At 43.8% G+C, this 22,885-nt stretch carries 23 protein-coding genes, 1 riboswitch and 1 other annotated feature; of the genes, 15 read left to right on the top strand and 8 right to left on the bottom strand.

All coding sequences use genetic code 11. The features are described from left to right. The first annotated feature begins 180 nt into the window (after positions 1–180). Together BTO10_RS11720 and BTO10_RS11725 are read left to right on the top strand one after the other, a co-directional pair. Complete coding sequence (locus tag BTO10_RS11720; RefSeq protein WP_102426520.1) at positions 181–450, top strand: hypothetical protein; 270 nt, start codon at positions 181–183, stop codon at positions 448–450. 102 nt (positions 451–552) lie between these two features. Continuing rightward, the gene (locus BTO10_RS11725; RefSeq protein WP_105024622.1) at positions 553–1,857 is read left to right on the top strand and encodes an inosine/guanosine kinase; all 1,305 of its coding nucleotides are present in this window, start codon (positions 553–555) and stop codon (positions 1,855–1,857) included. Between the two features lie 211 nt (positions 1,858–2,068). Here the strand turns inward: BTO10_RS11725 and BTO10_RS11730 are convergent, their stop codons facing one another. Further along, positions 2,069–2,479, bottom strand: coding sequence for an H-NS family histone-like protein (locus tag BTO10_RS11730; protein ID WP_105024623.1), 411 nt, complete (start codon positions 2,477–2,479; stop codon positions 2,069–2,071). A gap of 364 nt (positions 2,480–2,843) precedes the next feature. Further along, positions 2,844–3,021: riboswitch (Lysine riboswitch) on the top strand. 112 nt (positions 3,022–3,133) lie between these two features. On the opposite strand from BTO10_RS11730, the gene BTO10_RS11735 reads away from it, so the two are divergent. The 9 genes from BTO10_RS11735 (at position 3,134) to hisIE (ending at position 12,368) form a co-directional block, all read left to right on the top strand. Continuing rightward, positions 3,134–4,726, top strand: coding sequence for a Na+/H+ antiporter NhaC family protein (locus BTO10_RS11735; RefSeq protein WP_105024624.1), 1,593 nt, complete (start codon positions 3,134–3,136; stop codon positions 4,724–4,726). A gap of 190 nt (positions 4,727–4,916) precedes the next feature. Next, positions 4,917–5,053, top strand: a sequence feature (His leader region). 53 nt (positions 5,054–5,106) lie between these two features. After that, the gene (gene hisG, locus BTO10_RS11740) at positions 5,107–6,003 is read left to right on the top strand and encodes an ATP phosphoribosyltransferase (protein ID WP_061031761.1); all 897 of its coding nucleotides are present in this window, start codon (positions 5,107–5,109) and stop codon (positions 6,001–6,003) included. Further along, positions 6,003–7,304, top strand: a complete 1,302-nt coding sequence (gene hisD / locus BTO10_RS11745) for a histidinol dehydrogenase (protein ID WP_105024625.1) — start codon at positions 6,003–6,005, stop codon at positions 7,302–7,304. The genes hisG and hisD overlap by 1 nt, the downstream gene beginning before the upstream one ends. Before the next feature lie 9 nt (positions 7,305–7,313). Then, entirely contained in the window at positions 7,314–8,354 is a 1,041-nt protein-coding gene (gene hisC, locus BTO10_RS11750; RefSeq protein WP_105024626.1) for a histidinol-phosphate transaminase, read from the top strand. Positions 8,355–8,486: 132 nt separating this feature from the next. After that, positions 8,487–9,575: a bifunctional histidinol-phosphatase/imidazoleglycerol-phosphate dehydratase HisB gene (hisB, locus tag BTO10_RS11755; RefSeq protein WP_008223535.1), complete on the top strand. Its 1,089-nt coding sequence runs from the start codon at positions 8,487–8,489 to the stop codon at positions 9,573–9,575. A 9-nt stretch (positions 9,576–9,584) separates the two neighbouring features. Continuing rightward, a complete protein-coding gene (hisH, locus tag BTO10_RS11760; protein WP_105024627.1) occupies positions 9,585–10,199 on the top strand; it encodes an imidazole glycerol phosphate synthase subunit HisH in 615 nt (204 codons plus the stop codon). A gap of 44 nt (positions 10,200–10,243) precedes the next feature. Then, positions 10,244–10,981 carry a 1-(5-phosphoribosyl)-5-[(5-phosphoribosylamino)methylideneamino]imidazole-4-carboxamide isomerase gene (gene hisA / locus BTO10_RS11765; protein ID WP_105024628.1) on the top strand — a complete coding sequence of 246 codons (738 nt, stop codon included), beginning with the start codon at positions 10,244–10,246 and terminating at the stop codon, positions 10,979–10,981. Next, complete coding sequence (gene hisF, locus BTO10_RS11770; protein WP_105024629.1) at positions 10,963–11,736, top strand: imidazole glycerol phosphate synthase subunit HisF; 774 nt, start codon at positions 10,963–10,965, stop codon at positions 11,734–11,736. Before hisA ends, hisF begins: the two co-directional genes overlap by 19 nt. Continuing rightward, positions 11,733–12,368 carry a bifunctional phosphoribosyl-AMP cyclohydrolase/phosphoribosyl-ATP diphosphatase HisIE gene (gene hisIE, locus BTO10_RS11775; RefSeq protein WP_105024630.1) on the top strand — a complete coding sequence of 212 codons (636 nt, stop codon included), beginning with the start codon at positions 11,733–11,735 and terminating at the stop codon, positions 12,366–12,368. Before hisF ends, hisIE begins: the two co-directional genes overlap by 4 nt. A gap of 170 nt (positions 12,369–12,538) precedes the next feature. On the opposite strand, the gene BTO10_RS11780 is transcribed toward hisIE, so the two are convergent. The 4 genes from BTO10_RS11780 to BTO10_RS11795 form a co-directional block, all read right to left on the bottom strand. Continuing rightward, entirely contained in the window at positions 12,539–13,048 is a 510-nt protein-coding gene (locus tag BTO10_RS11780; protein WP_105024631.1) for a YchJ family protein, read from the bottom strand. A 113-nt stretch (positions 13,049–13,161) separates the two neighbouring features. Beyond that, positions 13,162–14,373 (bottom strand): EAL and HDOD domain-containing protein, encoded by a 1,212-nt coding sequence (locus BTO10_RS11785; protein WP_004742030.1) that lies wholly within the window; start codon positions 14,371–14,373, stop codon positions 13,162–13,164. A gap of 111 nt (positions 14,374–14,484) precedes the next feature. Then, positions 14,485–15,231: a UDP-2,3-diacylglucosamine diphosphatase gene (gene lpxH, locus BTO10_RS11790; protein ID WP_032554447.1), complete on the bottom strand. Its 747-nt coding sequence runs from the start codon at positions 15,229–15,231 to the stop codon at positions 14,485–14,487. Positions 15,232–15,315: 84 nt separating this feature from the next. Beyond that, the gene (locus BTO10_RS11795) at positions 15,316–15,810 is read right to left on the bottom strand and encodes a peptidylprolyl isomerase (RefSeq protein ID WP_004742032.1); all 495 of its coding nucleotides are present in this window, start codon (positions 15,808–15,810) and stop codon (positions 15,316–15,318) included. 189 nt (positions 15,811–15,999) lie between these two features. On the opposite strand from BTO10_RS11795, the gene cysS reads away from it, so the two are divergent. Together cysS and BTO10_RS11805 are read left to right on the top strand one after the other, a co-directional pair. Further along, positions 16,000–17,385 carry a cysteine--tRNA ligase gene (gene cysS, locus BTO10_RS11800; protein WP_105024632.1) on the top strand — a complete coding sequence of 462 codons (1,386 nt, stop codon included), beginning with the start codon at positions 16,000–16,002 and terminating at the stop codon, positions 17,383–17,385. A gap of 97 nt (positions 17,386–17,482) precedes the next feature. After that, positions 17,483–18,061: a thymidine kinase gene (locus tag BTO10_RS11805; protein ID WP_004742035.1), complete on the top strand. Its 579-nt coding sequence runs from the start codon at positions 17,483–17,485 to the stop codon at positions 18,059–18,061. Positions 18,062–18,161: 100 nt separating this feature from the next. Here the strand turns inward: BTO10_RS11805 and BTO10_RS11810 are convergent, their stop codons facing one another. The 3 genes from BTO10_RS11810 to BTO10_RS11820 all read right to left on the bottom strand — a co-directional run bounded on the left by BTO10_RS11810 (position 18,162) and on the right by BTO10_RS11820 (position 20,001). Continuing rightward, a complete protein-coding gene (locus BTO10_RS11810; protein ID WP_181143978.1) occupies positions 18,162–18,809 on the bottom strand; it encodes a YdcF family protein in 648 nt (215 codons plus the stop codon). Continuing rightward, entirely contained in the window at positions 18,802–19,656 is an 855-nt protein-coding gene (locus BTO10_RS11815) for an NAD-dependent epimerase/dehydratase family protein (RefSeq protein WP_105024633.1), read from the bottom strand. The genes BTO10_RS11810 and BTO10_RS11815 overlap by 8 nt, the downstream gene beginning before the upstream one ends. Before the next feature lie 114 nt (positions 19,657–19,770). Continuing rightward, positions 19,771–20,001 carry a TIGR02647 family protein gene (locus tag BTO10_RS11820; protein WP_004742038.1) on the bottom strand — a complete coding sequence of 77 codons (231 nt, stop codon included), beginning with the start codon at positions 19,999–20,001 and terminating at the stop codon, positions 19,771–19,773. A gap of 260 nt (positions 20,002–20,261) precedes the next feature. On the opposite strand from BTO10_RS11820, the gene BTO10_RS11825 reads away from it, so the two are divergent. Together BTO10_RS11825 and focA are read left to right on the top strand one after the other, a co-directional pair. After that, a complete protein-coding gene (locus BTO10_RS11825; protein ID WP_105024634.1) occupies positions 20,262–21,566 on the top strand; it encodes an ATPase in 1,305 nt (434 codons plus the stop codon). 362 nt (positions 21,567–21,928) lie between these two features. Further along, positions 21,929–22,771 (top strand): formate transporter FocA, encoded by an 843-nt coding sequence (focA, locus tag BTO10_RS11830; protein WP_004742041.1) that lies wholly within the window; start codon positions 21,929–21,931, stop codon positions 22,769–22,771. Positions 22,772–22,885: the final 114 nt, after the last annotated feature.

Consider the following 22,885-nt stretch of genomic DNA (forward strand, 5'->3'; position numbering starts at 1 on the left):
TGGTCGCAGATTCTAACAGAAAGAGAAACGCCGTGACAGATCCGAGACCGGAATCACAGTTTCATTTGCACAAATAGTGCGCTGAGTTTGTTAGGAATCGCATGAGAGCGAGGTGAGTCGCTAGGATGTCAGAAGTATATGTGGCATAGTCGCTCGAAATCCAAGACCTGAGATAAAAAAATGTCTGAACAAAACGAATTTATGCAAGAAGAGCAGTTGATTGAAATTATTGAAAATCAGCTAGAAGACGGCCAGCCAATTAAGGTAAAAGAGACGTTAATGCGTCTGATGATGACAGGCACAGCGCGTGAAGATGCAATTGCAGCAATGGCATGTGCACTTGCCGTTGAAGTATTTGACGTAATGAAAAATGGCGCAGAGTTTAACCAAAAGCGTTATGCCGAGCATTTAGAGATGCTGCCTGATTTAAGCTTTATGGAAGGCGAATAAAAAAATAGCTCAGCAAACGTTTGCTATAGTTTGAATGATTGCCGCGTTAAATATAGCACGGTAGAATCCGCCACCTATTTCCCCTTGACTTAGACTAGCCCTATGAAATTCCCTGGACAACGTAAATCAAAGCACTATTTTCCGGTTCACGCTCGTGATCCATTAGTGAGCCAAGCTCAAAGCAGTAAAAGCATGTCACGTACTCATATTATCGGTATTGACCAAACTTTGGTGGATATTGAAGCAAAAGTGAGTTCTGAACTTATTGAGAAGTACGGTTTAAGTAAGGGACACTCACTGGTTATCGGTGATGAAGCGGCTGAGTCTTTATATCAAGAACTCAAAGAACAGTGCTTAATTACCAATGAATATGCTGGTGGCACTATTGGTAATACATTACACAACTATTCAGTACTGGCGGATGACCGCTCAACGCTGCTGGGCGTAATGAGCCAAGATATTAAAATCGGTAGTTATGGTTACCGCTATTTATGTAATACATCAAGCAGAATGGATTTGAACCATTTACAAGGGGTAGATGGCGCAATTGGTCGCTGCTTTGCATTAATTACTGAAGACGGTGAACGTACTTTCGCAATTAGCGAAGGTCAAATGAACCAACTAAATCCAGAAAGTATTCCTGAAAAGATTTTCAAAAGTGCTTCTGCTTTAGTATTAACTGCTTATTTGGTTCGTTGTAAACCAGGTGACCCTATGCCTGAAGCAACAATGAAAGCGATCGAATACGCGAAGAAATACGATGTGCCTGTTGTTTTAACACTGGGTACGAAATTTGTTATTCAAGACGATCCTGAATTCTGGAAAGATTTCTTAGAGCAACACGTAACCGTTGTTGCAATGAATGAAGACGAAGCTGAAGCTTTAACTGGCGAAAGCGATCCACTCGCTGCCTCTGATAAAGCGCTAGACTGGGTAGACCTAGTATTATGTACAGCTGGTCCTGTTGGCTTATTTATGGCGGGTTACACAGAAGAAGCAGCGAAGCGTGAAACATCACTGCCTTTACTCCCTGGTTCTATTGCCGAATTCAACCGTTACGAATTTAGTCGTCCGGCTCATAAAGATCTATGTGAAAACCCAACGAAAGTTTATTCACATATTGCTCCTTATATGGGCGGTCCAGAAAAGATCAAAAATACTAATGGTGCTGGTGATGCGGCTTTATCGGCTTTATTGCATGATATGGCTGCGAATAAGTACCACAAAGAAAACGTGCCAAACTCAAGCAAGCACCAACATTCATTCCTGACATATTCTTCTTTCTCACAAGTTTGTAAATATTCAAACCGTGCGAGCTATGAAGTATTGGTTCAGCACTCTCCGCGTTTATCTCGCGGTCTTCCTGAAAGAGAAGATAGCCTAGAAGAAGCGTACTGGGAAAGATAAGAAACTTTGTTCATCTGGTGCGTACAAGTTTATCAAATACGCACCGATGTTTATAAAAGACATTAATGAGTAACAAAATATAAAAAAGGCTCCGAAAGGAGCCTTTTTTGTTTCTAAATATATTGAAGCCGTAAATAATACTTTGGTCGACTTAAATATTAATTCTATTGCTTAGTCGGTAATTGGAGCACCTATTATGCAAATTGAACAGTTAGATAGCGAATTCTTCTAGAGATTTACCAGCGTCTAGTTGCTCTTGGATAGCTGAAGGTGTACGACCTTGGCCTGTCCAAGTTTTCTCGTCGCCATTCGCATCTACATATTTGTATTTAGCTGGACGAGGAGCGCGTTTCGCTTTTGTTGATTTAGATTTTGCTTCGCCAGAAAGCGCAGCAATAAGATCAGCAACATCAATGCCGTCTTTTGCGATTTGCTCAGCAATAGCAGAAAGTTTAGCTTCTTGTGCTGCTTTTGCTGCACGTTCTTCAGCTTCAGACTCTTGACGCTCTTGTACAACAATAGTTAGCTTGTCTAGCGCTTCTTCTAATTGCTCAAGAGTTAATTCACGTGAGAATGCGCGAAGGCTACGGATATTTAATAGAGTTTTTGTTAATTCAGACATGATATTTTCCATCAAGGTAAACTAAATAATCCACCTAATAATAAACAGAGCTTAGGAATAAAACAAATAGTATTTCTTCTATTACATATTTAAATATAAAAGTGAGATGAATAGTTGAAAATTTCCATGCACCTTTCTATTGAATTTATAATAGATATTAAGACTATCTTAAAAACTGATATGTGACTGGTGGAGTAATTACCTTATGTTGACTACGCTTAGGTTGATTAGTTCATAAATAAAAAGCTGTTTTTCTCGGAATGATATGTTGCATTGTTGCTCTTGATGGGTACAATTGCGGCTACCTGATGCGATGCTTTGGTTAATCATTTGTTAAACTGTTGTTTGATTGGTTAATAATGTTGTCGCACGTAGAGGTGCAATTATAAAAAGTAGTTTTCGTTGGGGTGATGCCAATGAACGGGAATGAAAGGTGTAATTGCCGAAGTAAATTGTATATCTAAGCAATTTGCTGGGGTTGTGCTCAATAGGTACAACACTGCCATAGTCTTAATTTTAAACTATGGAGCGCTACTGTAGGGTTGGGTGAAGTGTTCACTTCCCTTTCGCTTAGTTCAACATGAACTTGGTCAGCCGTATCAAGTTTGTCTGCAGTAGATCTCTAGCCAAATAAAAAACTGGTTTTTGAAGATCATGAATTTAATAGATTTTGCAACATCTCCTTTATCTTTGCTTCCGCCACTTGTGGCTTTAAGTCTTGCTATTGTTACCCGCCGTGTATTGGTTTCTTTGGGTGTCGGTATCGTTATGGGTGCCATCTTACTGGCTGACTATTCAGTAGGTAATGCCGCTAGCTACGTATTTACTAAAGCATCTGGTGTTTTCATCGAAGATGGTGGTATCAATACTTGGAACATGAGCATCATTGCTTTCCTAATTATTCTTGGAATGACAACAGCGCTATTAACGCTTTCTGGTGGTACTCGTGCATTCGCTGAGTGGGCTCAATCTCGAGTTAAGAGCAAGCGTGGTTCAAAACTGCTTGCTGCATTCTTAGGTGTATTCATCTTTGTTGATGATTACTTCAACAGCTTGGCAGTGGGTGCAATCTCTCGTCCTGTTACAGACCGTTTCTACGTATCTCGCGCTAAGCTAGCTTATATTCTTGATTCTACAGCTGCACCAATGTGTGTGATCATGCCCGCTTCTAGCTGGGGTGCTTACATCATTACCATCATCGGTGGCATCCTAGTAACACACGGTGTGACTGAGTATTCTGCACTGGGTGCTTACGTTCGTCTTATTCCAATGAACTTCTACGCTGTGTTCGCACTGCTTATGGTATTTGCAGTTGCATGGTTTGGTCTAGATGTTGGTAAGATGCGCGATCACGAAATCGAAGCGTCTCAAGGCCGTGGTTTTGAAGGTGACAACGATAGCCAGCAAGCTCACGATTTAAACGAAGAGCTAGATATCGAAGAGAGCGAGAACGGTTCTGTTTCTGACCTAATCATGCCGATCGTTTCATTGATCGTAGCGACAGTTGCAGCAATGCTTTACACAGGCGGTCAAGCGTTAGCTGCTGATGGTCAAGCGTTTAACCTACTTGGTGCATTCGAAAATACAGATGTTGGTAAATCTCTTGTTTACGGTGGCATCATCGGTCTTCTTGTTGCGCTAGCGACTGTATTTAAGCAGAAGCTATCTATGGCAGACATCGCAAGAACGATGTGGATCGGTGCGAGCTCTATGTTTGGCGCTATCCTAATCCTTGTGTTCGCTTGGACTATCGGTTCTGTAATCGGTGACATGAAAACAGGTTCGTACCTATCATCTCTAGTAACGGGCAGCATCGATTACCACTGGCTACCAGTTATCTTGTTCCTTCTAGCGGGCGTTATGGCGTTCTCTACAGGTACTTCATGGGGTACGTTCGGTATCATGCTACCTATCGCAGGTGACATGGCAGCAGCATCGGATATCGCACTGATTCTTCCTATGTTAAGTGCGGTTCTAGCGGGTGCAGTATTTGGTGACCACTGTTCTCCAATCTCTGATACGACGATTCTGTCTTCTACTGGTGCTCGTTGTAACCACATCGACCACGTATCGACACAGCTTCCGTACGCGCTGTCAGTCGCATTTGTATCGTGTATTGGCTTTATTACCTTAGGTATGACAGCTTCTATCGGTATCGCATTCAGCGCTGCAGCACTAACGTTCGTATCTGTATGTTTCGCTCTGGCTTATTTCTCTCGTTGCAAAATGGCGACATGTAAAAGCTAAAAACGAAAGTTAATCAGTAAACTATCAGGGAGGCGTTGGCCTCCCTTTTTTATGCCTGTTAATTTAATTTTAAGTTTCGTGAAAAAAGTTCGAATAAATGGTTGAAAAAGGATCTTACCTTAGTTAGTGTGGAGACAAGACAGCAAACAACCTAAGAGCTAATAAGTATGCGTAAATTAGTAATGAACATTCATCACCATCATCACCCTATCTAGTCTTTCGGGGAGATTTACGTATACCCGGGAGCATGATTACTCCCGGAGGTTAAGTCAAAAGAATTTAGATTTAAACCCTCGGGATGACAGAGTCTTCCGAGGGTTTTTTAGTTTTAGCGCTTTTAAATAATCAATAAATTCAAATATTTGCACAGGGATACAGCAATGCAGACACAACGCCTAAGAATCGCAATTCAAAAGAAAGGTCGCTTAAGTAAAGAGTGCCAAGACCTACTAAAAAAATGTGGTGTTAAATTTAACATCATGGGTGAGCGCCTAGTCGTTCATTCACTAAATATGCCAATTGACCTGCTATTAGTTCGTGATGACGACATCCCAGGTCTTATCATGGACGGTGTGGTTGACCTTGGTTTTATCGGTGAAAATGAGCTTGAAGAAGTTCGTCTAGATCGCCTTGCTCTTAAAGAGCCTGCAGAGTTCGAAACACTACGTCGTCTAGATTTCGGTGGCTGCCGTTTATCTATCGCAATTAACAAAGATGAAGAGTACAACGGCCCACAAGATCTAGCGGGCAAGCGTATTGCAACAACCTACCCACAACTACTTAAAGCCTACATGGACGAGCAGGGTGTTGATTTCAGCACTTGTATGCTAACAGGCTCGGTTGAAGTAGCTCCTCGCGCTGGCCTTGCAGACGCAATCGCGGACTTGGTTTCTACTGGTGCGACGCTAGAAGCAAACGGCCTAAAAGAAGCGGAAGTGATTTTCCAATCTAAAGCGACCTTGATTCAACGTACTGGTGAATTCGACGCAGACAAAACAGCATTGATTGAAAAACTACTGACTCGTATGCAGGGTGTTCAACAAGCGAAAGAATCGAAGTACATCATGCTACACGCGCCAACTTCTCAGCTGGAGCAAATCAAAGCACTACTGCCTGGTGCTGAAGATCCAACGGTTCTTCCACTATCAACGGATAAAGATAAAGTAGCTGTTCACCTAGTAAGTACAGAGAACTTGTTCTGGGAAACGATGGAACAGCTGAAAGAGTTGGGCGCTAGCTCGATTCTAGTACTACCAATCGAAAAAATGATGGGGTAATGACGATGAGAACCGTTGTTTGGCAATCTTTAAGTGAGTCACAGCAAGACTCGGTATTAGAGCGTCCCGCTATTACTGAAGGTGCAAACATCACAGCGACAGTTTCTGATGTTATTGCAAAAGTACGAAATGAGGGCGATGCAGCGCTTAAAGAACTGACTGAGAAGTTTGACCGCGTGACTCCAAAATCAATTCGAGTAAGTTCAGATGAGATTGAAGAAGCGAGCGCTCGTCTAACTCCAGAAATGAAGCAGGCGCTAGAACAAGCTTACAGCAATATTGCTAAGTTCCACGAAGCTCAGAAACTTCAACCAATTAAAGTTGAGACGCAACCAGGTGTTGTGTGTGAGCAAGTGACACGTGCAATTAACACGGTTGGTCTGTACATCCCGGGTGGCAGTGCGCCGCTTCCGTCAACGGTTCTTATGTTAGGTGTTCCCGCTCAAATCGCAGGTTGTCGTAAGGTTGTACTTTGTTCGCCTCCACCAATCGCTGACGAGATTTTGTATGTCGCTAAGCTTTGTAAGATCGATGAGGTTTACAACGTTGGTGGTGGTCAAGCGGTTGCTGCGATGGCTTACGGTACGGAAAGTGTTGCTAAAGTCGATAAGATTTTCGGCCCAGGTAATGCCTTCGTAACTGAAGCGAAACGCCAAGTGAGCAATGACTTCCGTGGCGCGGCGATTGATATGCCAGCTGGTCCATCAGAAGTGTTAGTGATTGCTGATGAAACGGCAGACGCAGACTTCATTGCGGCTGACTTGTTGAGCCAAGCCGAGCACGGCCCTGATTCTCAAGTGGTGTTGGTCACACCTTCTCCATTGATTGCGGATCAAGTGACCGAAGCCGTTCAAAAACAATTGAAAGAGCTGTCTCGCGCGAGTATCGCTCAGCAAGCGTTGGCATCAAGCCTAATCATCATCGCTGAATCTATCACTCAAGCGATAGCGATTTCAAACTTCTACGGTCCTGAACACTTGATCGTTCAAACCAAGAACCCACGTGAATTGCTGCCATTGCTAGACAATGCAGGCTCTATCTTCCTTGGCGATTGGTCTCCAGAATCTGCAGGCGACTATGCCTCTGGCACTAACCACGTATTGCCGACTTACGGTTACACCAAGACATACTCTAGCCTTGGTTTAGCTGATTTCTCAAAACGTATGACTGTACAAGAACTGAGTGCTGATGGCCTAAAAGGCTTAGCACCAACAGTAGTTACTATGGCGGAAGCCGAAGGCTTGGATGCACACAAACGTGCTGTGACAATCCGAGTTGAAAAGTTAAACCAAGCTAAATAAGGGCAGGGCATGGAAAAGTTAGCAAGAAAACAAGTTCAGGCTCTTACACCTTACTTGTCTGCAAGACGCATTGGCGGTACCGGTGATGTATGGCTAAATGCCAACGAATCTCCGTTTGATAACGAGTACAACTTAAACCTGTCTCGTCTTAATCGTTACAGCGAGTGTCAGCCTAAAGAGTTGATTGATGCTTACGCGCAATATGCAGGTGTGAAATCAGAGCAAACTCTGACGACACGAGGCGCTGATGAAGGTATCGAACTGCTGATTCGTGCTTTTTGTGAGCCGAACGAAGACGCTATCCTTTACTGCCCACCAACCTACGGTATGTACGCAATCAGTGCAGAAACCATCGGTGTTGAGCGTAAAGTTGTGCCTCTAACTGCAGAGTGGCAACTTGACCTTCCTTCGATTGAAGCTCAGCTAGACAACGTGAAAGTGGTGTTTGTTTGTAGCCCAAATAACCCAACTGGTAATTTGGTTGAACGCAAGGACATCATTAAGCTACTTGAGATGACTCAAGATAAAGCAATTGTTGTGATGGATGAAGCGTACATCGACTTCTGCCCAGAAGCGTCAACCGTTGATTTACTTGAGCAATACCCGAATTTAGCGATTCTGCGTACTCTGTCTAAAGCTTTTGCATTGGCTGGACTACGCTGCGGCTTTACGCTAGCGAACCAAGAGCTTATCGATGTATTGTTGAAAGTGATTGCGCCATACCCAGTGCCAATCCCTGTTGCTGATATCGCAGTTCAAGCACTCTCAGAGCAAGGCCTTGCGAGAGCGAAGTTTCAAGTTCTGGACTTAAGCGCTAACCGAGCGTACCTACAGGCTGGTCTGATGGGGATGCCTAACGTTACGGTATTCGATGGTTGGGGCAATTACCTTTTGGTTAAATTCCCGAACGGTGACGAACTATTTAAAGCGGCATGGGACAGTGGGATTATCTTACGTAATTCGCCAATTGAAGACTGTGTTCGAATTAGTATTGGTAACCGCGAAGAGTGCGAAAAGACACTTGGATTCATTCGTAACTTTAACCAGTAACGAAAGGCTTGCCAGTAATAACATTTGTCAGCCTTTATGCGATAAATAGCAGGCTGATAAATGAAACTTATATTTTGGGTTGGCGTTTAATTTCAGCTAGGCCACCAGATTTAAAATTAAAAGGAAGTTCAAGTGAGTAAACAACAAAAAATACTTTTTATAGACCGCGACGGCACCTTAATTGTTGAGCCGCCAGTCGATTTTCAAGTAGACCGTTTAGACAAACTGAAATTTGAACCGCTAGTGATTCCTAGCCTGCTTGCATTACAAGACGCTGGCTACCGCTTAGTTATGGTAACTAACCAAGATGGCCTTGGTACTGATAGCTACCCACAAGAAGATTTCGATGCGCCACACAACATGATGATGGATTTCTTTGAATCTCAAGGCGTAAAGTTTGATGACGTGCTTATTTGCCCTCACTTTGACGAAGACAACTGCTCTTGCCGTAAACCAAAACTGGGCATGGTCAAAGAGTATCTGCAAGGCGGTAAAGTAGACTTCCAACACTCTGTTGTGATTGGTGACCGAGTGACTGACCTGCAATTGGCAGAGAACATGGCAATCCGTGGTATTCAATATGGTCCAGATGCTGAAACAGAAGGCACACTTAACTGGCCACAAATTGTTAAAGACTTAACGGTTAACGCTCGTGTTGCTGAAGTCGTTCGAACGACGAAAGAAACGGACATCAAAGTAGCGGTAAACCTTGATGAAACGGGCGGTAACAAGATTGACACTGGCATGGGTTTCTTCGACCACATGCTTGATCAAATTGCGACGCACGGTGGTTTCCAAATGAACCTGACTGTGAAAGGCGATCTGCACATTGACGATCACCACACGGTAGAAGATACAGCACTTGCGTTAGGCCAGGCTCTGAAAGATGCGCTAGGCGACAAACGTGGTATCGGTCGCTTTGGCTTTAGCTTACCAATGGATGAGTGTTTAGCTCAGTGCGCGTTAGACCTTTCTGGTCGCCCGTACTTGAAGTTCGATGCTAAGTTCAGCCGTGAGCAAGTGGGTGACCTTTCAACGGAGATGGTGGTTCACTTCTTCCGCTCATTAACTGACACACTGGCTTGTACGCTGCACCTTTCTTCTGCTGGCAACAATGATCACCACATCATTGAAAGCCTATTCAAAGCGTTTGGTCGTACACTTCGCCAAGCAATTAAAGTTGAAGGTAACGAGTTACCGAGCAGCAAAGGTGTCCTGTAAGGAATGGGTATGAAAGAGCAGAAAGTCGTCATTATTGATACTGGTTGTGCCAATGTTTCATCGGTGAAGTTCGCCATTGAACGTTTGGGCTATGCGGTTGAAATTTCAAAAGAGCCAGAAGTGGTTCTTGCAGCTGACAAGTTATTCCTACCCGGTGTAGGCACAGCAAGTGAAGCAATGAAAAACCTGCAAGAGCGTGACCTTGTTAGCCTTGTGAAGCAAGTAGAGAAGCCTCTACTGGGAATCTGTTTAGGTATGCAGCTGTTAGGCAAACTGTCTCAAGAGAAAGGCCAAAAAGCTGATGAGTTAGTTGAATGTTTAGGCTTGTGTGAGGGTGAAGTTCGTTTACTGGATACGGGCGATTTACCACTGCCACACATGGGCTGGAATACCGTCACAGCAACACCGAATCACCCTCTATTTAAATACATTGAAGAAGGCGAGTACTTTTACTTCGTTCACAGCTTCGCAATGCCAGTAGGTGAATACACCATCGCACAGTGTGATTACGGTAATCCGTTTACCGCAGCGGTGCAAAGCGGTAACTATTATGGTGTTCAGTTCCACCCAGAACGTTCATCAAAAGCTGGTTCTAAACTTATTCAGAACTTCTTGGAATTGTAATAAAGGATTAGGCAGTGGCTAACACAGCCATAAAAGGAATGTAAATGATTATTCCCGCATTAGATTTAATTGAAGGCCAAGTTGTTCGCTTATTCCAAGGCGACTACGGCCAAGTAACAGAATACAAAGTTGACCCAGCTGAACAGTTCAATCTGTATCACCAAGCGGGTGCTAACTGGCTCCACCTTGTTGATCTTACCGGCGCTAAAGACACAACAGCGCGCCAACTTGACCTGATTGCTAAGTTGCTGGCTAGCACACCGGCTAACATTCAAATTGGCGGCGGTGTGCGTAATGAACAAGATGTGATTGATCTACTGGAAGCTGGAGCACAACGTGTTGTGGTTGGTTCAACGGCAGTCAAACAGCCAGAGCTTGTTAAAGGCTGGATGGAAAAGTACGGTGCTGAAAAAATCGTTCTTGCTTTGGACATCAACATTGACGAAAACGGCACTCGCAAAGTGGCGATTTCAGGTTGGCAGGAAGATTCAGGCGTGACCATTGAAGCGCTGGTTGAAGATTACCTAACCGTTGGTCTTAAGCACGTTCTGTGTACTGATATCTCTCGTGATGGCACGCTAGAAGGATCAAACGTAGAGCTTTACGTGGATCTTTGTAAGCAGTACCCGCAGGTTCAATTCCAATCATCGGGCGGCATTGGCAGCCTAGCAGACATCGAAGCTCTAAAAGGTAGCGGTGTGGCTGGTGTGATTGTGGGTCGTGCGCTACTTGATGGTAAGTTCACCGCAGAGGAGGCATTTGCATGCTGGCAAAGCGAATAATCCCTTGTTTGGATGTCCGTGACGGACAAGTGGTTAAGGGCGTTCAGTTCCGTAACCACGAAATCATTGGCGACATCGTTCCGCTAGCACAGCGCTATGCAGAAGAGGGCGCGGATGAATTAGTATTTTACGACATCACGGCATCAAGTGATGGCCGTGTTGTTGATAAGAGTTGGGTGAAGCGTGTTGCAGAGGTGATTGATATTCCTTTCTGTGTCGCTGGTGGTATTAAGTCGGCTGAAGATGCTGCTCGCATTTTAGAATTTGGAGCTGACAAAGTATCCATTAACTCGCCAGCACTGGCTAACCCTCAATTGATCACTGATCTGGCTGATAAATTCGGTGTGCAGTGTATCGTTGTTGGTATCGACTCATACTTCGATAAAGAAACCGGCAAGTACCAGGTTTATCAATTCACTGGCGATGAAGCGCGTACTAAAGCAACCAAATGGGAAACCAAAGATTGGGTGCAGGAAGTACAGGAACGTGGCGCTGGTGAAATTGTGTTGAACATGATGAACCAAGATGGTGTTCGCAACGGCTATGACCTTGAACAGCTCAACATGGTACGTGAAGTATGTAACGTTCCATTGATTGCTTCGGGTGGAGCAGGTGCAATGGAGCACTTCGCAGAAGCGTACAACAAAACTAATGTGGATGGAGCGCTTGCGGCTTCGGTATTTCACAAACAAGTCATCAATATTGGTGAGTTAAAGCAGTATCTAAAACAACAAGGTGTAGAGGTGCGTCTATGAGTTTTGCAGCGACAGAAGTAAATACGCTAGCTGAACGTATCAATTGGGATAAAGTCGACGGTCTCGTTCCTGCGATTGTACAAGATTTCCAGTCAAGCCAAGTGCTGATGATGGGTTACATGAACCAAGATGCGTTAGCAAAGACGGGCGAAACAGGTCAAGTGACCTTTTTCTCTCGTACTAAAGAGCGCCTTTGGACTAAAGGTGAGACTTCAGGAAATGTTCTGCAACTGGTGAATATGTCACTGGACTGCGACAACGATACCTTGCTAGTCAAAGTGAACCCAATCGGTCCTACGTGTCACTTGGGTACGACAACATGCTGGGATTCGGATCCACAGGAAGAGTCTCAGATGGTGTGGCTTCATCAACTTGAGCAGCTACTGGCTGCCCGCAAGGACGCAGATCCTGACTCTTCTTACACTGCCAGCTTATATGCCCGTGGCACCAAGCGTATATCGCAAAAAGTGGGCGAAGAAGGCGTTGAAGTCGCGCTTGCGGCGACGTCGGGCGATAAGGCGGAGCTAGTCTGTGAATCAGCAGACTTGATCTATCACCTAATGGTTCTATTGCAAGACCAAGGTCTATCGATGAACGATGTGGTGAATAAGCTAAAAGAGCGCCATAAGTAATCTATCTTTAGGGTACATATAGATAAGTAAAAGCCCCGTAAACAACCAGGTTTACGGGGCTTTTTTAGCGTTCTATCCTGTGCCTATCTCACCTTTAGGCCTCGTCATGCCGAGGAGCCTAAGCGACATCAGGAATCTCTTCTTCTAATCTGACTTCCTATGCGTACGAGTTAGCCACAGCACTTCTTGGATTTCTTACCGCTGCCACAGATACACGGGTCATTGCGGCCGATCTTAAAGCTCTCTACGGTTTGGTTTAGGCGAGGGTCAATCTCAGGCTCAGGTTGGCTTTGTTCTGGAAATTCACCATCGATATAGAACCAAAGGCCGTTTTCACGAACGAAACGAGAGCGTTCTTGCATGCAGTATTGCGCGCCTTCTTCATTAAAATAGGCTTTAAATTCAACATAGCCCTCGTTTTCGTGGGAACCAGCAGCAGTGTCGATAACTTCTAGACCAGCCCAGTCACTGTTGATCGAATCTGCAATGCCTTCTCTTTGTGCTTCTGCATTGCAGCTAGGGTGGTAGGTAGCAATCACATAGTCCACCAACCCTAAAACATGCGCTGAATAACGCGAGCGCATTAACTGCTCTGGCGTTTCAACTGAGCTGTGATTAAGGTGTGCTGGTTCACAGCACTGAGGGTAAGTATTGTTGCTACCACATGGGCATAAAGACATAGTCAGATCCTGTAAAAATGGCCTCTGAGTAAGAGGCCATAAATGAATGCGTTGGAGTTTAACAAGAAATTAAGGTCCACTAAAGAGGACGTTTCGACCAAGCTAATGGTCAATCAAGCTGGTGCTAACAAATCTTGCGCCCAAGCTGTCGCTTCGTCATAGGCGAGGCCAAGTTGAGCCTCACTGAGTTTGAGGAGATTACGAATGCGAGTTGCTTCATCCCAACGAGCTTGCTCATAGGCTACCACCATAGCTAAGACCGCACCTAATACACCTTTGCGCAGTATTAGTGCTTGTTTTATTTCTTCGTCAATTGGCACAGAATCCAGTACCTGTTTTAACGGTTGGTCAAACAATGAATCTAATAACGAGAACATACCAGTTAAGAAAGCTTGTCCTGGCTCCACTTTAACGTTCATCTTTTCGACTAACAGTTCACACTGGCGAGCGCGAATGACAGCTAAGCCGTAAAGTGAGTCAGGTTTGTCTTCCTTCGCAGACGCAATCGCAACAAGAGAGACAAATTTACGAAGCTTTTGCTCTCCCAGATAAACCAATGCTTGTCGGAAAGAGCGAATGGTCGTCGCTGAGCCACCTGCCGAGTTTACGTAGGTAAGCAGCTTATATGAAAGCGTAACATCTAAGGTGATCAGGCGTTCTACTTCGCCAAAATCAATAGGATCGTTGGCGATCTCTTTTAACAGTTGCACGATAGTTAAAAAAGCAGGGTTGAGTGCACGAGTCTGAATCATCTCTGGCTTGCTAAAAAAGTAGCCTTGGAAGTAGCTGAAACCCGCTTTATTCGCTTCTTGATATTCCTCATAAGTCTCTACTTTTTCAGCAAGAAACTTAACATCTAATCCTTTCATTGAGCTCATGAACATCGAAGCTTTTTCAATAGAGACCAAACGAATATCGAATTTGATAATCGATACGTAAGGTAGGAAACGCTTCCAAGCCTTACTTGGCACAAAGTCATCTAATGCAATAGTGTAGCCAGCATCATAGATAGTCTTGATCGCCTCAAGTAACTCGTCAGTTGGTTCGCAGTCTTCTAGAACTTCAACGACTAAGCTTTCTTTGGGGAACAGAGTAGGGACTAAGTTGATTAGGCTTGCATAAGGGAAGTTAACGAAACCAAGCTTATCACCCAATGTATTGTAGTGAGTCGATAAGAAGTGGTCAGATAGCAAACGACTAGTAGCGAGTTCCGGTTCTACTTCAGGGAAAGTGTTCTTAGGACCATCCCTGAATAGCAACTCGTAACCTATGGTTTTCTTGTCTGCATCGAGTATTGGTTGACGCGCTACGTATGAATATTTCAACTTGGTACTGTGTTCGGTTTATTTCAGATAGAGAGATAATAGCTAATTCACTAGAAATTACCATACACAATCTAAGAAAGTCTGACCCACTATAATAATCAAACTGAAAGTTTAAGGCTGTTGTTGAAAGCTATTGCTAAACGCTCGATTCTGTAGTTCAAAACTTTGCGGAGTAAACACCAGTACAGAGCCTTGTGTATACCAATCACCAAGTACAATACGAGTTTTAGTGCAATTGTTAGCATCAAAAGTGTGGACGTTTGGACGATGGGTATGGCCGTGGATCATGAGATCCACATTGTTTTTCTCCATCACGTTTTCGACCTCTTGCTGCGTCACATCCATGATGTCTAGCGACTTAGTCTGCTTATCATCTTTAATATCAGACTGAACTTTTGAAACGATTTTCTTTTTAATAAAGAATGGAATTCTGTTGAAGATCCACTGTAGCCAAGGTTGGTGTACTTTCTCACGGAAAGCGAGGTACTTTACGTCTTCAGTACATAGAGTGTCACCATGCAGTACCACGGCTTTTTGCCCGTAGATATCGATAGTCGTCACTTCGTCTAGAAGCTGTACACCAGTCTGCTTGGCAAATCTTTTCCCAACCAAAAAGTCACGGTTACCTTGAGTGAAGTAACAAGGGACACCAGCTTTCACCAAATCGATAAATGCTTGGCGAATAGAATTGGCGAATTCACTCTTATCGTCGTCACCAATCCAGAATTCAAACAGATCACCTAATACGTAGAGTGCATCCGCTTCTACCGCTTCATTCTTCATGAAGGTTAGGAAGCAGTCCGTGATGTCTTGTCGTGACGGAGCAAGGTGAAGGTCTGATATAAAATATGTTTTCATAGGTCTAAAAAAAGGGAGCGATTCGCTCCCTGTATCCTGATTTTATCGGCTCATCAATTATTAATACTAACCGAAAGCGAGTAATTAAGCTTCGATTGTAGTACCAGTGATGATCACTTCTTCTAGTGGTACGTCTTGGTGCATACCCATAGAACCAGTGCTAACACCTTTGATCTTGTTTACTACGTCCATGCCTTCTACAACTTCTGCGAATACACAGTAACCCCAACCGTCTAGGCTTTCGCTGCGGAAGTTAAGGAAAGAGTTGTCGTTTACGTTGATGAAGAACTGAGAGCTTGCTGAGTGCGGTTCCATAGTACGAGCCATTGCTAGCGTACCAACTTTGTTCGCTAGACCGTTGTTTGCTTCGTTCTTGATAGTTGCGCGAGTCGCTTTTTCTTTAAGGCCAGAAGTCATGCCGCCGCCTTGAATCATGAAACCATCGATAACACGGTGGAATAGTGTGTTGTCGTAGAAACCGTCACGGCAATACTGTAGGAAGTTTGCGCTTGTTTCTGGTGCTTTTTCTTCATTTAGTTGAACTTTGATGTCACCAAAATTTGTGTGAAGGATGATCATGATTGTTACCTTACTGTCTTTTTAATATGAAAGGCGATTCTAGCCTAGTTTGATTGAGTTTCAAAATACGAAATCGTCAATAGATAACAAGGAGTTTAGCTGATTTGATGGTGAAAGGTATTACCTATTAAGGTATGACTTGTTATACTGCGAGCTTATTTTGATTAATCCATAAAATAGATAGAGATCATGCTAAAGATATATAACACACTCACAAGACAGAAAGAGGAATTCAAACCAATTACAGCTGGCAAAGTCGGCATGTATGTCTGTGGGGTAACCATCTACGATCTCTGTCATATTGGTCATGGCCGTACGTTCGTTTCTTTCGACGTTGTGACTCGCTACCTGCGTTACTTAGGTTATGACCTAACGTTTGTTCGCAACATCACAGACATCGACGACAAAATCATTAAGCGTGCGAACGAAAACGGCGAGTCTTGCGATTCTCTAACTGAGCGCCTAATCAGTGAAATGCACGCTGACTTCGATGCGTTGAACATGAAGCGTCCAGACGTTGAGCCTCGTGCGACGGAATTCATCACAGAAATCATCGAGCTTGTTGAAAAGCTGATTGAACGTGGTTTTGCTTACGTAGCAAGCAACGGCGATGTAATGTTCGAAGTTAAGAAGTTTGACGATTACGGTAAGCTTTCTAAGCAGGATCTAGAGCAACTTCAAGCTGGTGCGCGTGTTGATGTTGAATCAGCAAAACGTAGCCCATTAGACTTCGTTCTTTGGAAAATGTCTAAGCCAGGTGAACCGACATGGGAATCGCCATGGGGCCCAGGTCGTCCAGGTTGGCACATTGAATGTTCAGCAATGAACTCGTCTATTCTTGGCAACCACTTCGATATCCACGGTGGCGGTTCGGATCTGCAGTTCCCACACCACGAGAACGAGATCGCACAATCTTGCTGTGCACACGGTACTCAGTATGTAAATACTTGGATGCACAGTGGCATGGTGATGGTAGATAAAGAGAAGATGTCTAAGTCTCTAGGTAACTTCTTCACTATCCGTGACGTGCTGGCTCATTACGATGCCGAAACGGTTCGTTACTTCCTAATGTCTGGTCACTACCGTAGCCAACTTAACTACAGCGAAGATAACTTGAACCAAGCTCGAGCATCACTTGAGCGTCTATACACGTCACTTCGTGGTCTAGATCTTACTGCAGCACCAGCTGGTGGTGAAGAGTACGTAACTCGTTTCTCTACTGCGATGAACGATGACTTCAATACGCCAGAAGCATACTCAGTGCTTTTTGAAATGGCTCGTGAAATCAACCGCATCAAGACAGAAAGCATAGAAAAAGCAAGTGGACTTGGCGCTTTGATGCGCGAACTAGCGGACATTATCGGTATTCTTCACCAAGACCCAGAAGCTTTCCTACAAGGTGATGCTGCTGGTAATGATGACGAAGTGGCTGAAATCGAAGCTCTGATCAAACTGCGTAACGACTCTCGTGCTTCTAAGGATTGGGCAAATGCTGACCTTGCACGTGATAAGTTAAACGAATTAGGTATCGTTCTGGAAGATGGCCCAGAAGGTACGACTTGGCGTCGTAAGTAAATCTTATAAAAAGGGCTGATTTTCAGCCCTTTTTTCTAGTAAAAATTCTCTAATTTCATCTTTTCTATATTCAACTTTATTAAACAGGAATATTTCTGTGGCTCAGATGTATTTTTACTACTCAGCAATGAATGCGGGTAAATCGACAACGCTTCTTCAATCTTCATTCAACTACCAAGAGCGCGGTATGACGCCTGTGATCTTTACAGCGGCACTCGATGATCGCTACGGTATTGGTAAAGTGAGTTCTCGAATTGGTCTGCAGTCTGAAGCGCAGCTTTTTAAGAATGACACGAATCTTTTCGAAGCGATTAACGAGCTGAACGAGGAAGAAAAGCGTCACTGTGTACTGATTGATGAGTGTCAATTCTTGTCGAAAGAGCAGGTATATCAGCTAACAGAAGTGGTAGATAAACTGCATATTCCTGTACTGTGTTACGGTTTACGTACCGATTTCCTAGGTGAGTTATTTGAAGGCAGCCGTTACTTGCTGTCTTGGGCAGATAAACTGGTTGAGCTTAAAACTATCTGTCACTGTGGCCGCAAAGCGAATATGGTAATTCGTACTGATGAACACGGTGTCGCGATCGCGGAAGGTGATCAAGTAGCGATTGGTGGTAACGACAAATACGTGTCTGTATGTCGTCTTCACTACAAAGAAGCGCTAGGTAAGTAAACGCTTCTTAAGTCCTGTAGCAATAGCTGAAAGGCAAAGTGATAAAAAAGAAACGGTGGCTTAGTGCCACCGTTTTTGTTTTCTCGTTGGTTATCGTTATCTATTCAAAGCCGAGCTTCTTGATCGATTGATAGGCGTCATCCACTTCCTTAGGGATAGGCATTTCAATCTGAAAACCTTTAGCGGGGTACGATTTGATGCGTTCAAAATCCGCCACCAATGCGCCTAGCACCATATCTAATGGCAACTCTTCATTAAAGTAATCGACCCAGTCTTGCCATTTTGAGGTTACGGTTATTTCCGTTGTCTCGTCAGGCCATTGTTTACTGAAGGTCGCGTAGGTTCTTTTCTCCATAAAGGGCTTCTGCACTAAGGTCAGTCTTTTAGGAGATAATTCTAACTCAGTAAGTAACTCGTGTGTGAAGCGGACATTTTCTCCCGTATTTGTCGCGTGCTTTTCGATGACGATGTCAGAATCAGGCACGCCACAGTCTCTAGCAATTGCTGCAAAAGTTTCTGCTTCTGAGCGTTCAAAACTGCCTTCAGTAAATCTTCCGACGCCTCCAGAAAATACGATATAAGGCGCGACCTTTTGCTGGTAAAGCTCAGCAGCATATTCAGCGACGCGAGTGTCGTTACTGCACAATACAAAAATACAATCTGAAGGCTCAACCTTGTGTCCCATAGACATGAAATTCCAAAGGGTATCGATTGAGCGGTGTAGGTTCTTTGAGGATGGCTTAGTCATGAAGAGCGTCCAATGTGGATTCAAACTTAAATGAATAACCTAAATCGAGGATCTTTTTCGAAGAAATCAGTTTATCCGGTTCATTAACAACAGGCGGAAGTGGTTCACTACTGTTGGCACTTTTTAAAGCGGCAGCGTAGAACTCAGCTTTGCTTACCGTGTTTGGTGTCGTCACATTGGCGATTTCGTTATGTAGGTGGCTTATCGCAAAATCAACCGCGCCAATGGCATCATCAAGGTGCAGCATATTTGCAGGGGCTTGGTTACTCACTTGTTTGAGTTTACTGGCAAAGCGCGACGGATGGCGATTTGGGCCAATTAATCCACTAAAGCGAAGAATGGCGTAATCAATACCAGAATCCATCACCGACTGTTCAGCTTGAAGCATGATTCGCGCGTTATCGGAGAATGTGCAAGCGTCACCGCTGTCAGCGTTCGCAAGCACAAGTGATGCATCCTGCTCGTACATGATACCCGGTTTAGTAGGGTACACCGTTGTTGAACTGACCATAATCAGCTTCTTAATATTTGCTTGCTGACAAGCTTTAGTAAGTAGCTGCCAATAGACTGCATACTCTTTCCCAGCGCCTTTCCTAAAACCAGGAGGGAAGCTCCCAATCACGATCTCGGTATTGTGTTCGAGCAGTAAAGAATAGAGTTGTCCGACGGTTTGGTCTGAGTTTGACGAATCAAAGCTGAATACTTCGCAGGGAATACGTTCACTGCCGATCGTATCTGCACCTGCTTGGGTCGTTTTAGTGACGACGACGCGGTTACCATGTCTCTCTAGGTGTTCAGATAAAGGCGCGCCTACCCATCCAGCACCAACAATAAATATAGAAGCCATCTGTTCCTCACAACTGAAATTGATGGATTTACAATAAGCCTAACAAACCTTTGGCCAAAAATGAAAAAACTCCACGGCCGAAGCAAGTGGAGTTTTTACAATAACCGTCGCGCTTTATTTGAGTACGCGAAGCAGCTTGTCAGCGCGCTCTGCCATCTCAATACCTTCATCGGTTAGGTAACCGCCGTCTGGTTGAGTACAAAGGTTCTTTTCGAATAGGCGCTTAACAGCGTCTTGAGTTTCTTGGCTAGCTTCTTGATGAACTTTAATACCCGTAGCTGCGCTACTTACATCAAATTGAAGAAGGAGGTTTAAATCAGCAATATGTTCAGCGGTGTACTTCATAATTAACCTATATATTCATAACGTTCTCTACCTTCACCTTAGTGCGCATTCTCGGCTCAGGCAACAGCAAATAAATAGATTTGATAACTGATACCAAATTGAATGATTAATCGTCGTATGGTGAACTTATTTTGGTTGTATTGAGTGATTTGTGCCCACCTAAATGGCGAATGATGTTTATTGCTAAGTGGTTGTAATATATTGTGTGACTAGAAATATATTGCATTCAGCTAATATTGTAGAAAAAAGGAAATGCATCAGTGAGAGCGAACAAATTAGCATTAGTAATTAGTATGCTATTTGCAATCTCAGGTTGTCAAAGCACACCCTCAGAGCAGACAGACGCAAGTCAAACCACAAACAACAATGAATCTGCAGTAGAGGTCCGTTCGTTTCATTCTGTACAAGTTGTCTATACAGAGTGGGAGACAAAGTTGGAAGACCACACTCAATTGTCTCTTTATGCTCCAGAGAATTACAATGAATTGCTCGACGCATGGGAAGATGCGGAAAGTATTTATGCCGATTTACTCAAAGACGAGACGCGTCTTACTAAGAGCTATTCAATTTTCTCGAGCTTAACTTATGCTGAAGCCTTCGATGAGAAGATTGCGTTAATCAAATCAAACTACGATGCGATTCTCGTACTTAAGGAAAAAGCGGATAGAGTACTTGCCGATTCGATTGTGCAAATGGATTACCTCAAATATCTTGGCGCTGACACCATGTTCGCTTCGAGTTACAAACGATTGTATTCAGAATACAGCGAGCTATTTGAGTATGTGTTAGTCGATGAATTAGAGGACGCTCAAGAAGCTCAAGTTGAGTTCCTTAATAATGCACGCCTGTTGGAAGTGAAAGTCGCACACAAAAAATACATCGAACCGCTCAAAGATCAATTAGAGTACTTAGAAGATGAAGACTTTGATGATGTGGTACCGTTGACCTTTGCTAAGGCCACTGCGCAAATCGCGTTAGCTGAGAATCAGGTCAAAGCGAGCCCTCGTGAAAAGTCGATCATTGAGGGTGCTGTTCAAGCCGCAGAGTTTGAATTGGACCACGTCCGAAGCGTTGCTCATGAAGTAAAGGTACTTGCGAGTGTTAAAGGGGACAAGTTCGAACAATCGGTGCTGAATGCTGAGAATCAGTTACTGAGCATCTCACAGGCGATCAATGAAGAAGATTATCGTGACGTAGTATTGCGTCTTCAGTCTCAGAAGATTGTTTCAAGCATCAACGAGCTTAAAAGCTCAGATATGACAGCCATGCTTAAATCTGAGATTGAATCTTTAACTGACCAGCTCGCGCAGTTAGAAAGAGAAAATCAGCTACAGGCGCAACAATTGTCTGAGGCAACAAAACGCAGTCAGCTTTTAGACGAACAAGTTGCGAAGAGTGATGCACATATTAAGAGTTTGGAAGAGCTAGTGGAAAATTTGAAGACTCTAGGCGGGAAGGTCGCTAATGAAAGTGATTCTGAACTGACGCCTACTAACACTGAATCAGATCTTGAAGAGACAAGGTTAGAGTCGGTATCAGATGAAGTGGTTGACCCGTCGGTTTAGGACAACAAACCTCTTAATCTGTGACTGAGTTAAAAGCGCCTGAGGGCACTTTTTTACGTTCTGTTGATCTATGTCAAAATCTGGATGCAAAAGCCCTAAAAACGCGTTTTTAGTGTACGTCATTTTTATTGTTTTAACGTAACTTGTTGATATTTAAAGATGTGCTGTTTTTATTGGTAACGGGTTTTCATTCATCACAGTTTTGTTTTTACTACTAAAGTCGTATGAAATTTCAATATCATTATGAGTTTTGCATATTCTTAGTTGTTGAGTGGAATTTGAGTCAAAAATAGCTCTTGAATTCAGAAATGAAAGAGAGGATTATCGCGCTCCCGACGACATGTTTCAAAATGTAAATCATCATGAATCTAAACCAATTTGACTCATTATTACCGCCACAAATGGCTGAGCGCGCTGCAGATATTGGCGTAGGTAAAGCAACTAAAGATCCAATCAAATCTTTCCTTCTAGCGATTTCTGCTGGTATCCATATCGGTATTGCGTTTGTGTTCTACACCATCGTTACTACCGGTGCTGGCGATTTACCATGGGGTATTACTCGCTTGTTGGGCGGCTTAGCATTTAGCTTGGGCTTAATTCTTGTTGTGGTTACTGGCGGTGAACTATTTACCAGTTCAGTGCTAACCTTGGTGGCTCGTGCAAGTGGCAAAATCACTTGGCAAACACTGATTAAGAACTGGGCGACGGTTTATATTGGTAACCTGGTTGGGGCATTATTGCTTGTAACTTGTATGCTATTGACTAAGCAATACATGTTTGATCATGGGCAAGTTGGTTTAAACGCGATGGCGATTTCTCAACATAAGATGCATCACGATTTTATCCAAGCTGTCGCGCTAGGCATCATGTGTAACGTGTTGGTTTGTATTGCGGTGTGGATGACTTTCAGTGGACGCACGCTGACTGACAAAATCGCGGTAATGATCTTGCCAGTTGCGATGTTTGTATCATCAGGCTTTGAGCACTGTATTGCGAATATGTTCCAAGTCCCGCTTGCTATCGGTATTAAGACATTCGCTCCTGCTGAGTTCTGGACGATGACTGGCGCTAACCCTGCGGACTATGTTGACCTTAATATGATGGATTTTTTGACCAATAACCTGCTGCCTGTGACTTTAGGTAATATCATCGGTGGTGGTATCTTTGTTGGCATGTGGTATTGGATGATTTATCTACGCGACTAATTCAAGCTCGGTGATTGCACCGAACTGACTGTGACACTAAAAAGACGGCCTGCATTGCAGGCCGTTTTTTATTTGTGGAAAACCACGCAATAGGACACTCTCTTAAATAATAGA

The sequence above is a fragment of the Vibrio chagasii genome, assembly GCF_002954585.1.
In the GTDB taxonomy this organism is placed as follows: domain Bacteria; phylum Pseudomonadota; class Gammaproteobacteria; order Enterobacterales; family Vibrionaceae; genus Vibrio; species Vibrio chagasii_A.

What these genes read in the sequence shown, in the direction of transcription:
- focA (WP_004742041.1), top strand. Translation starts at nt 21,929, where the DNA reads ATGAATCTAAACCAATTTGACTCATTATTACCGCCACAAATGGCTGAG.
- lpxH (WP_032554447.1), bottom strand. Translation starts at nt 15,231, where the DNA reads ATGAAAACATATTTTATATCAGACCTTCACCTTGCTCCGTCACGACAA.
- hisG (WP_061031761.1), top strand. Translation starts at nt 5,107, where the DNA reads ATGCAGACACAACGCCTAAGAATCGCAATTCAAAAGAAAGGTCGCTTA.
- hisIE (WP_105024630.1), top strand. Translation starts at nt 11,733, where the DNA reads ATGAGTTTTGCAGCGACAGAAGTAAATACGCTAGCTGAACGTATCAAT.
- hisF (WP_105024629.1), top strand. Translation starts at nt 10,963, where the DNA reads ATGCTGGCAAAGCGAATAATCCCTTGTTTGGATGTCCGTGACGGACAA.
- BTO10_RS11795 (WP_004742032.1), bottom strand. Translation starts at nt 15,810, where the DNA reads ATGATCATCCTTCACACAAATTTTGGTGACATCAAAGTTCAACTAAAT.
- BTO10_RS11730 (WP_105024623.1), bottom strand. Translation starts at nt 2,479, where the DNA reads ATGTCTGAATTAACAAAAACTCTATTAAATATCCGTAGCCTTCGCGCA.
- BTO10_RS11725 (WP_105024622.1), top strand. Translation starts at nt 553, where the DNA reads ATGAAATTCCCTGGACAACGTAAATCAAAGCACTATTTTCCGGTTCAC.
- cysS (WP_105024632.1), top strand. Translation starts at nt 16,000, where the DNA reads ATGCTAAAGATATATAACACACTCACAAGACAGAAAGAGGAATTCAAA.
- BTO10_RS11820 (WP_004742038.1), bottom strand. Translation starts at nt 20,001, where the DNA reads ATGAAGTACACCGCTGAACATATTGCTGATTTAAACCTCCTTCTTCAA.
- hisC (WP_105024626.1), top strand. Translation starts at nt 7,314, where the DNA reads ATGGAAAAGTTAGCAAGAAAACAAGTTCAGGCTCTTACACCTTACTTG.
- BTO10_RS11720 (WP_102426520.1), top strand. Translation starts at nt 181, where the DNA reads ATGTCTGAACAAAACGAATTTATGCAAGAAGAGCAGTTGATTGAAATT.
- BTO10_RS11815 (WP_105024633.1), bottom strand. Translation starts at nt 19,656, where the DNA reads ATGGCTTCTATATTTATTGTTGGTGCTGGATGGGTAGGCGCGCCTTTA.
- BTO10_RS11780 (WP_105024631.1), bottom strand. Translation starts at nt 13,048, where the DNA reads ATGTCTTTATGCCCATGTGGTAGCAACAATACTTACCCTCAGTGCTGT.
- BTO10_RS11810 (WP_181143978.1), bottom strand. Translation starts at nt 18,809, where the DNA reads ATGACTAAGCCATCCTCAAAGAACCTACACCGCTCAATCGATACCCTT.
- hisH (WP_105024627.1), top strand. Translation starts at nt 9,585, where the DNA reads ATGAAAGAGCAGAAAGTCGTCATTATTGATACTGGTTGTGCCAATGTT.
- hisD (WP_105024625.1), top strand. Translation starts at nt 6,003, where the DNA reads ATGACGATGAGAACCGTTGTTTGGCAATCTTTAAGTGAGTCACAGCAA.
- hisA (WP_105024628.1), top strand. Translation starts at nt 10,244, where the DNA reads ATGATTATTCCCGCATTAGATTTAATTGAAGGCCAAGTTGTTCGCTTA.
- BTO10_RS11735 (WP_105024624.1), top strand. Translation starts at nt 3,134, where the DNA reads ATGAATTTAATAGATTTTGCAACATCTCCTTTATCTTTGCTTCCGCCA.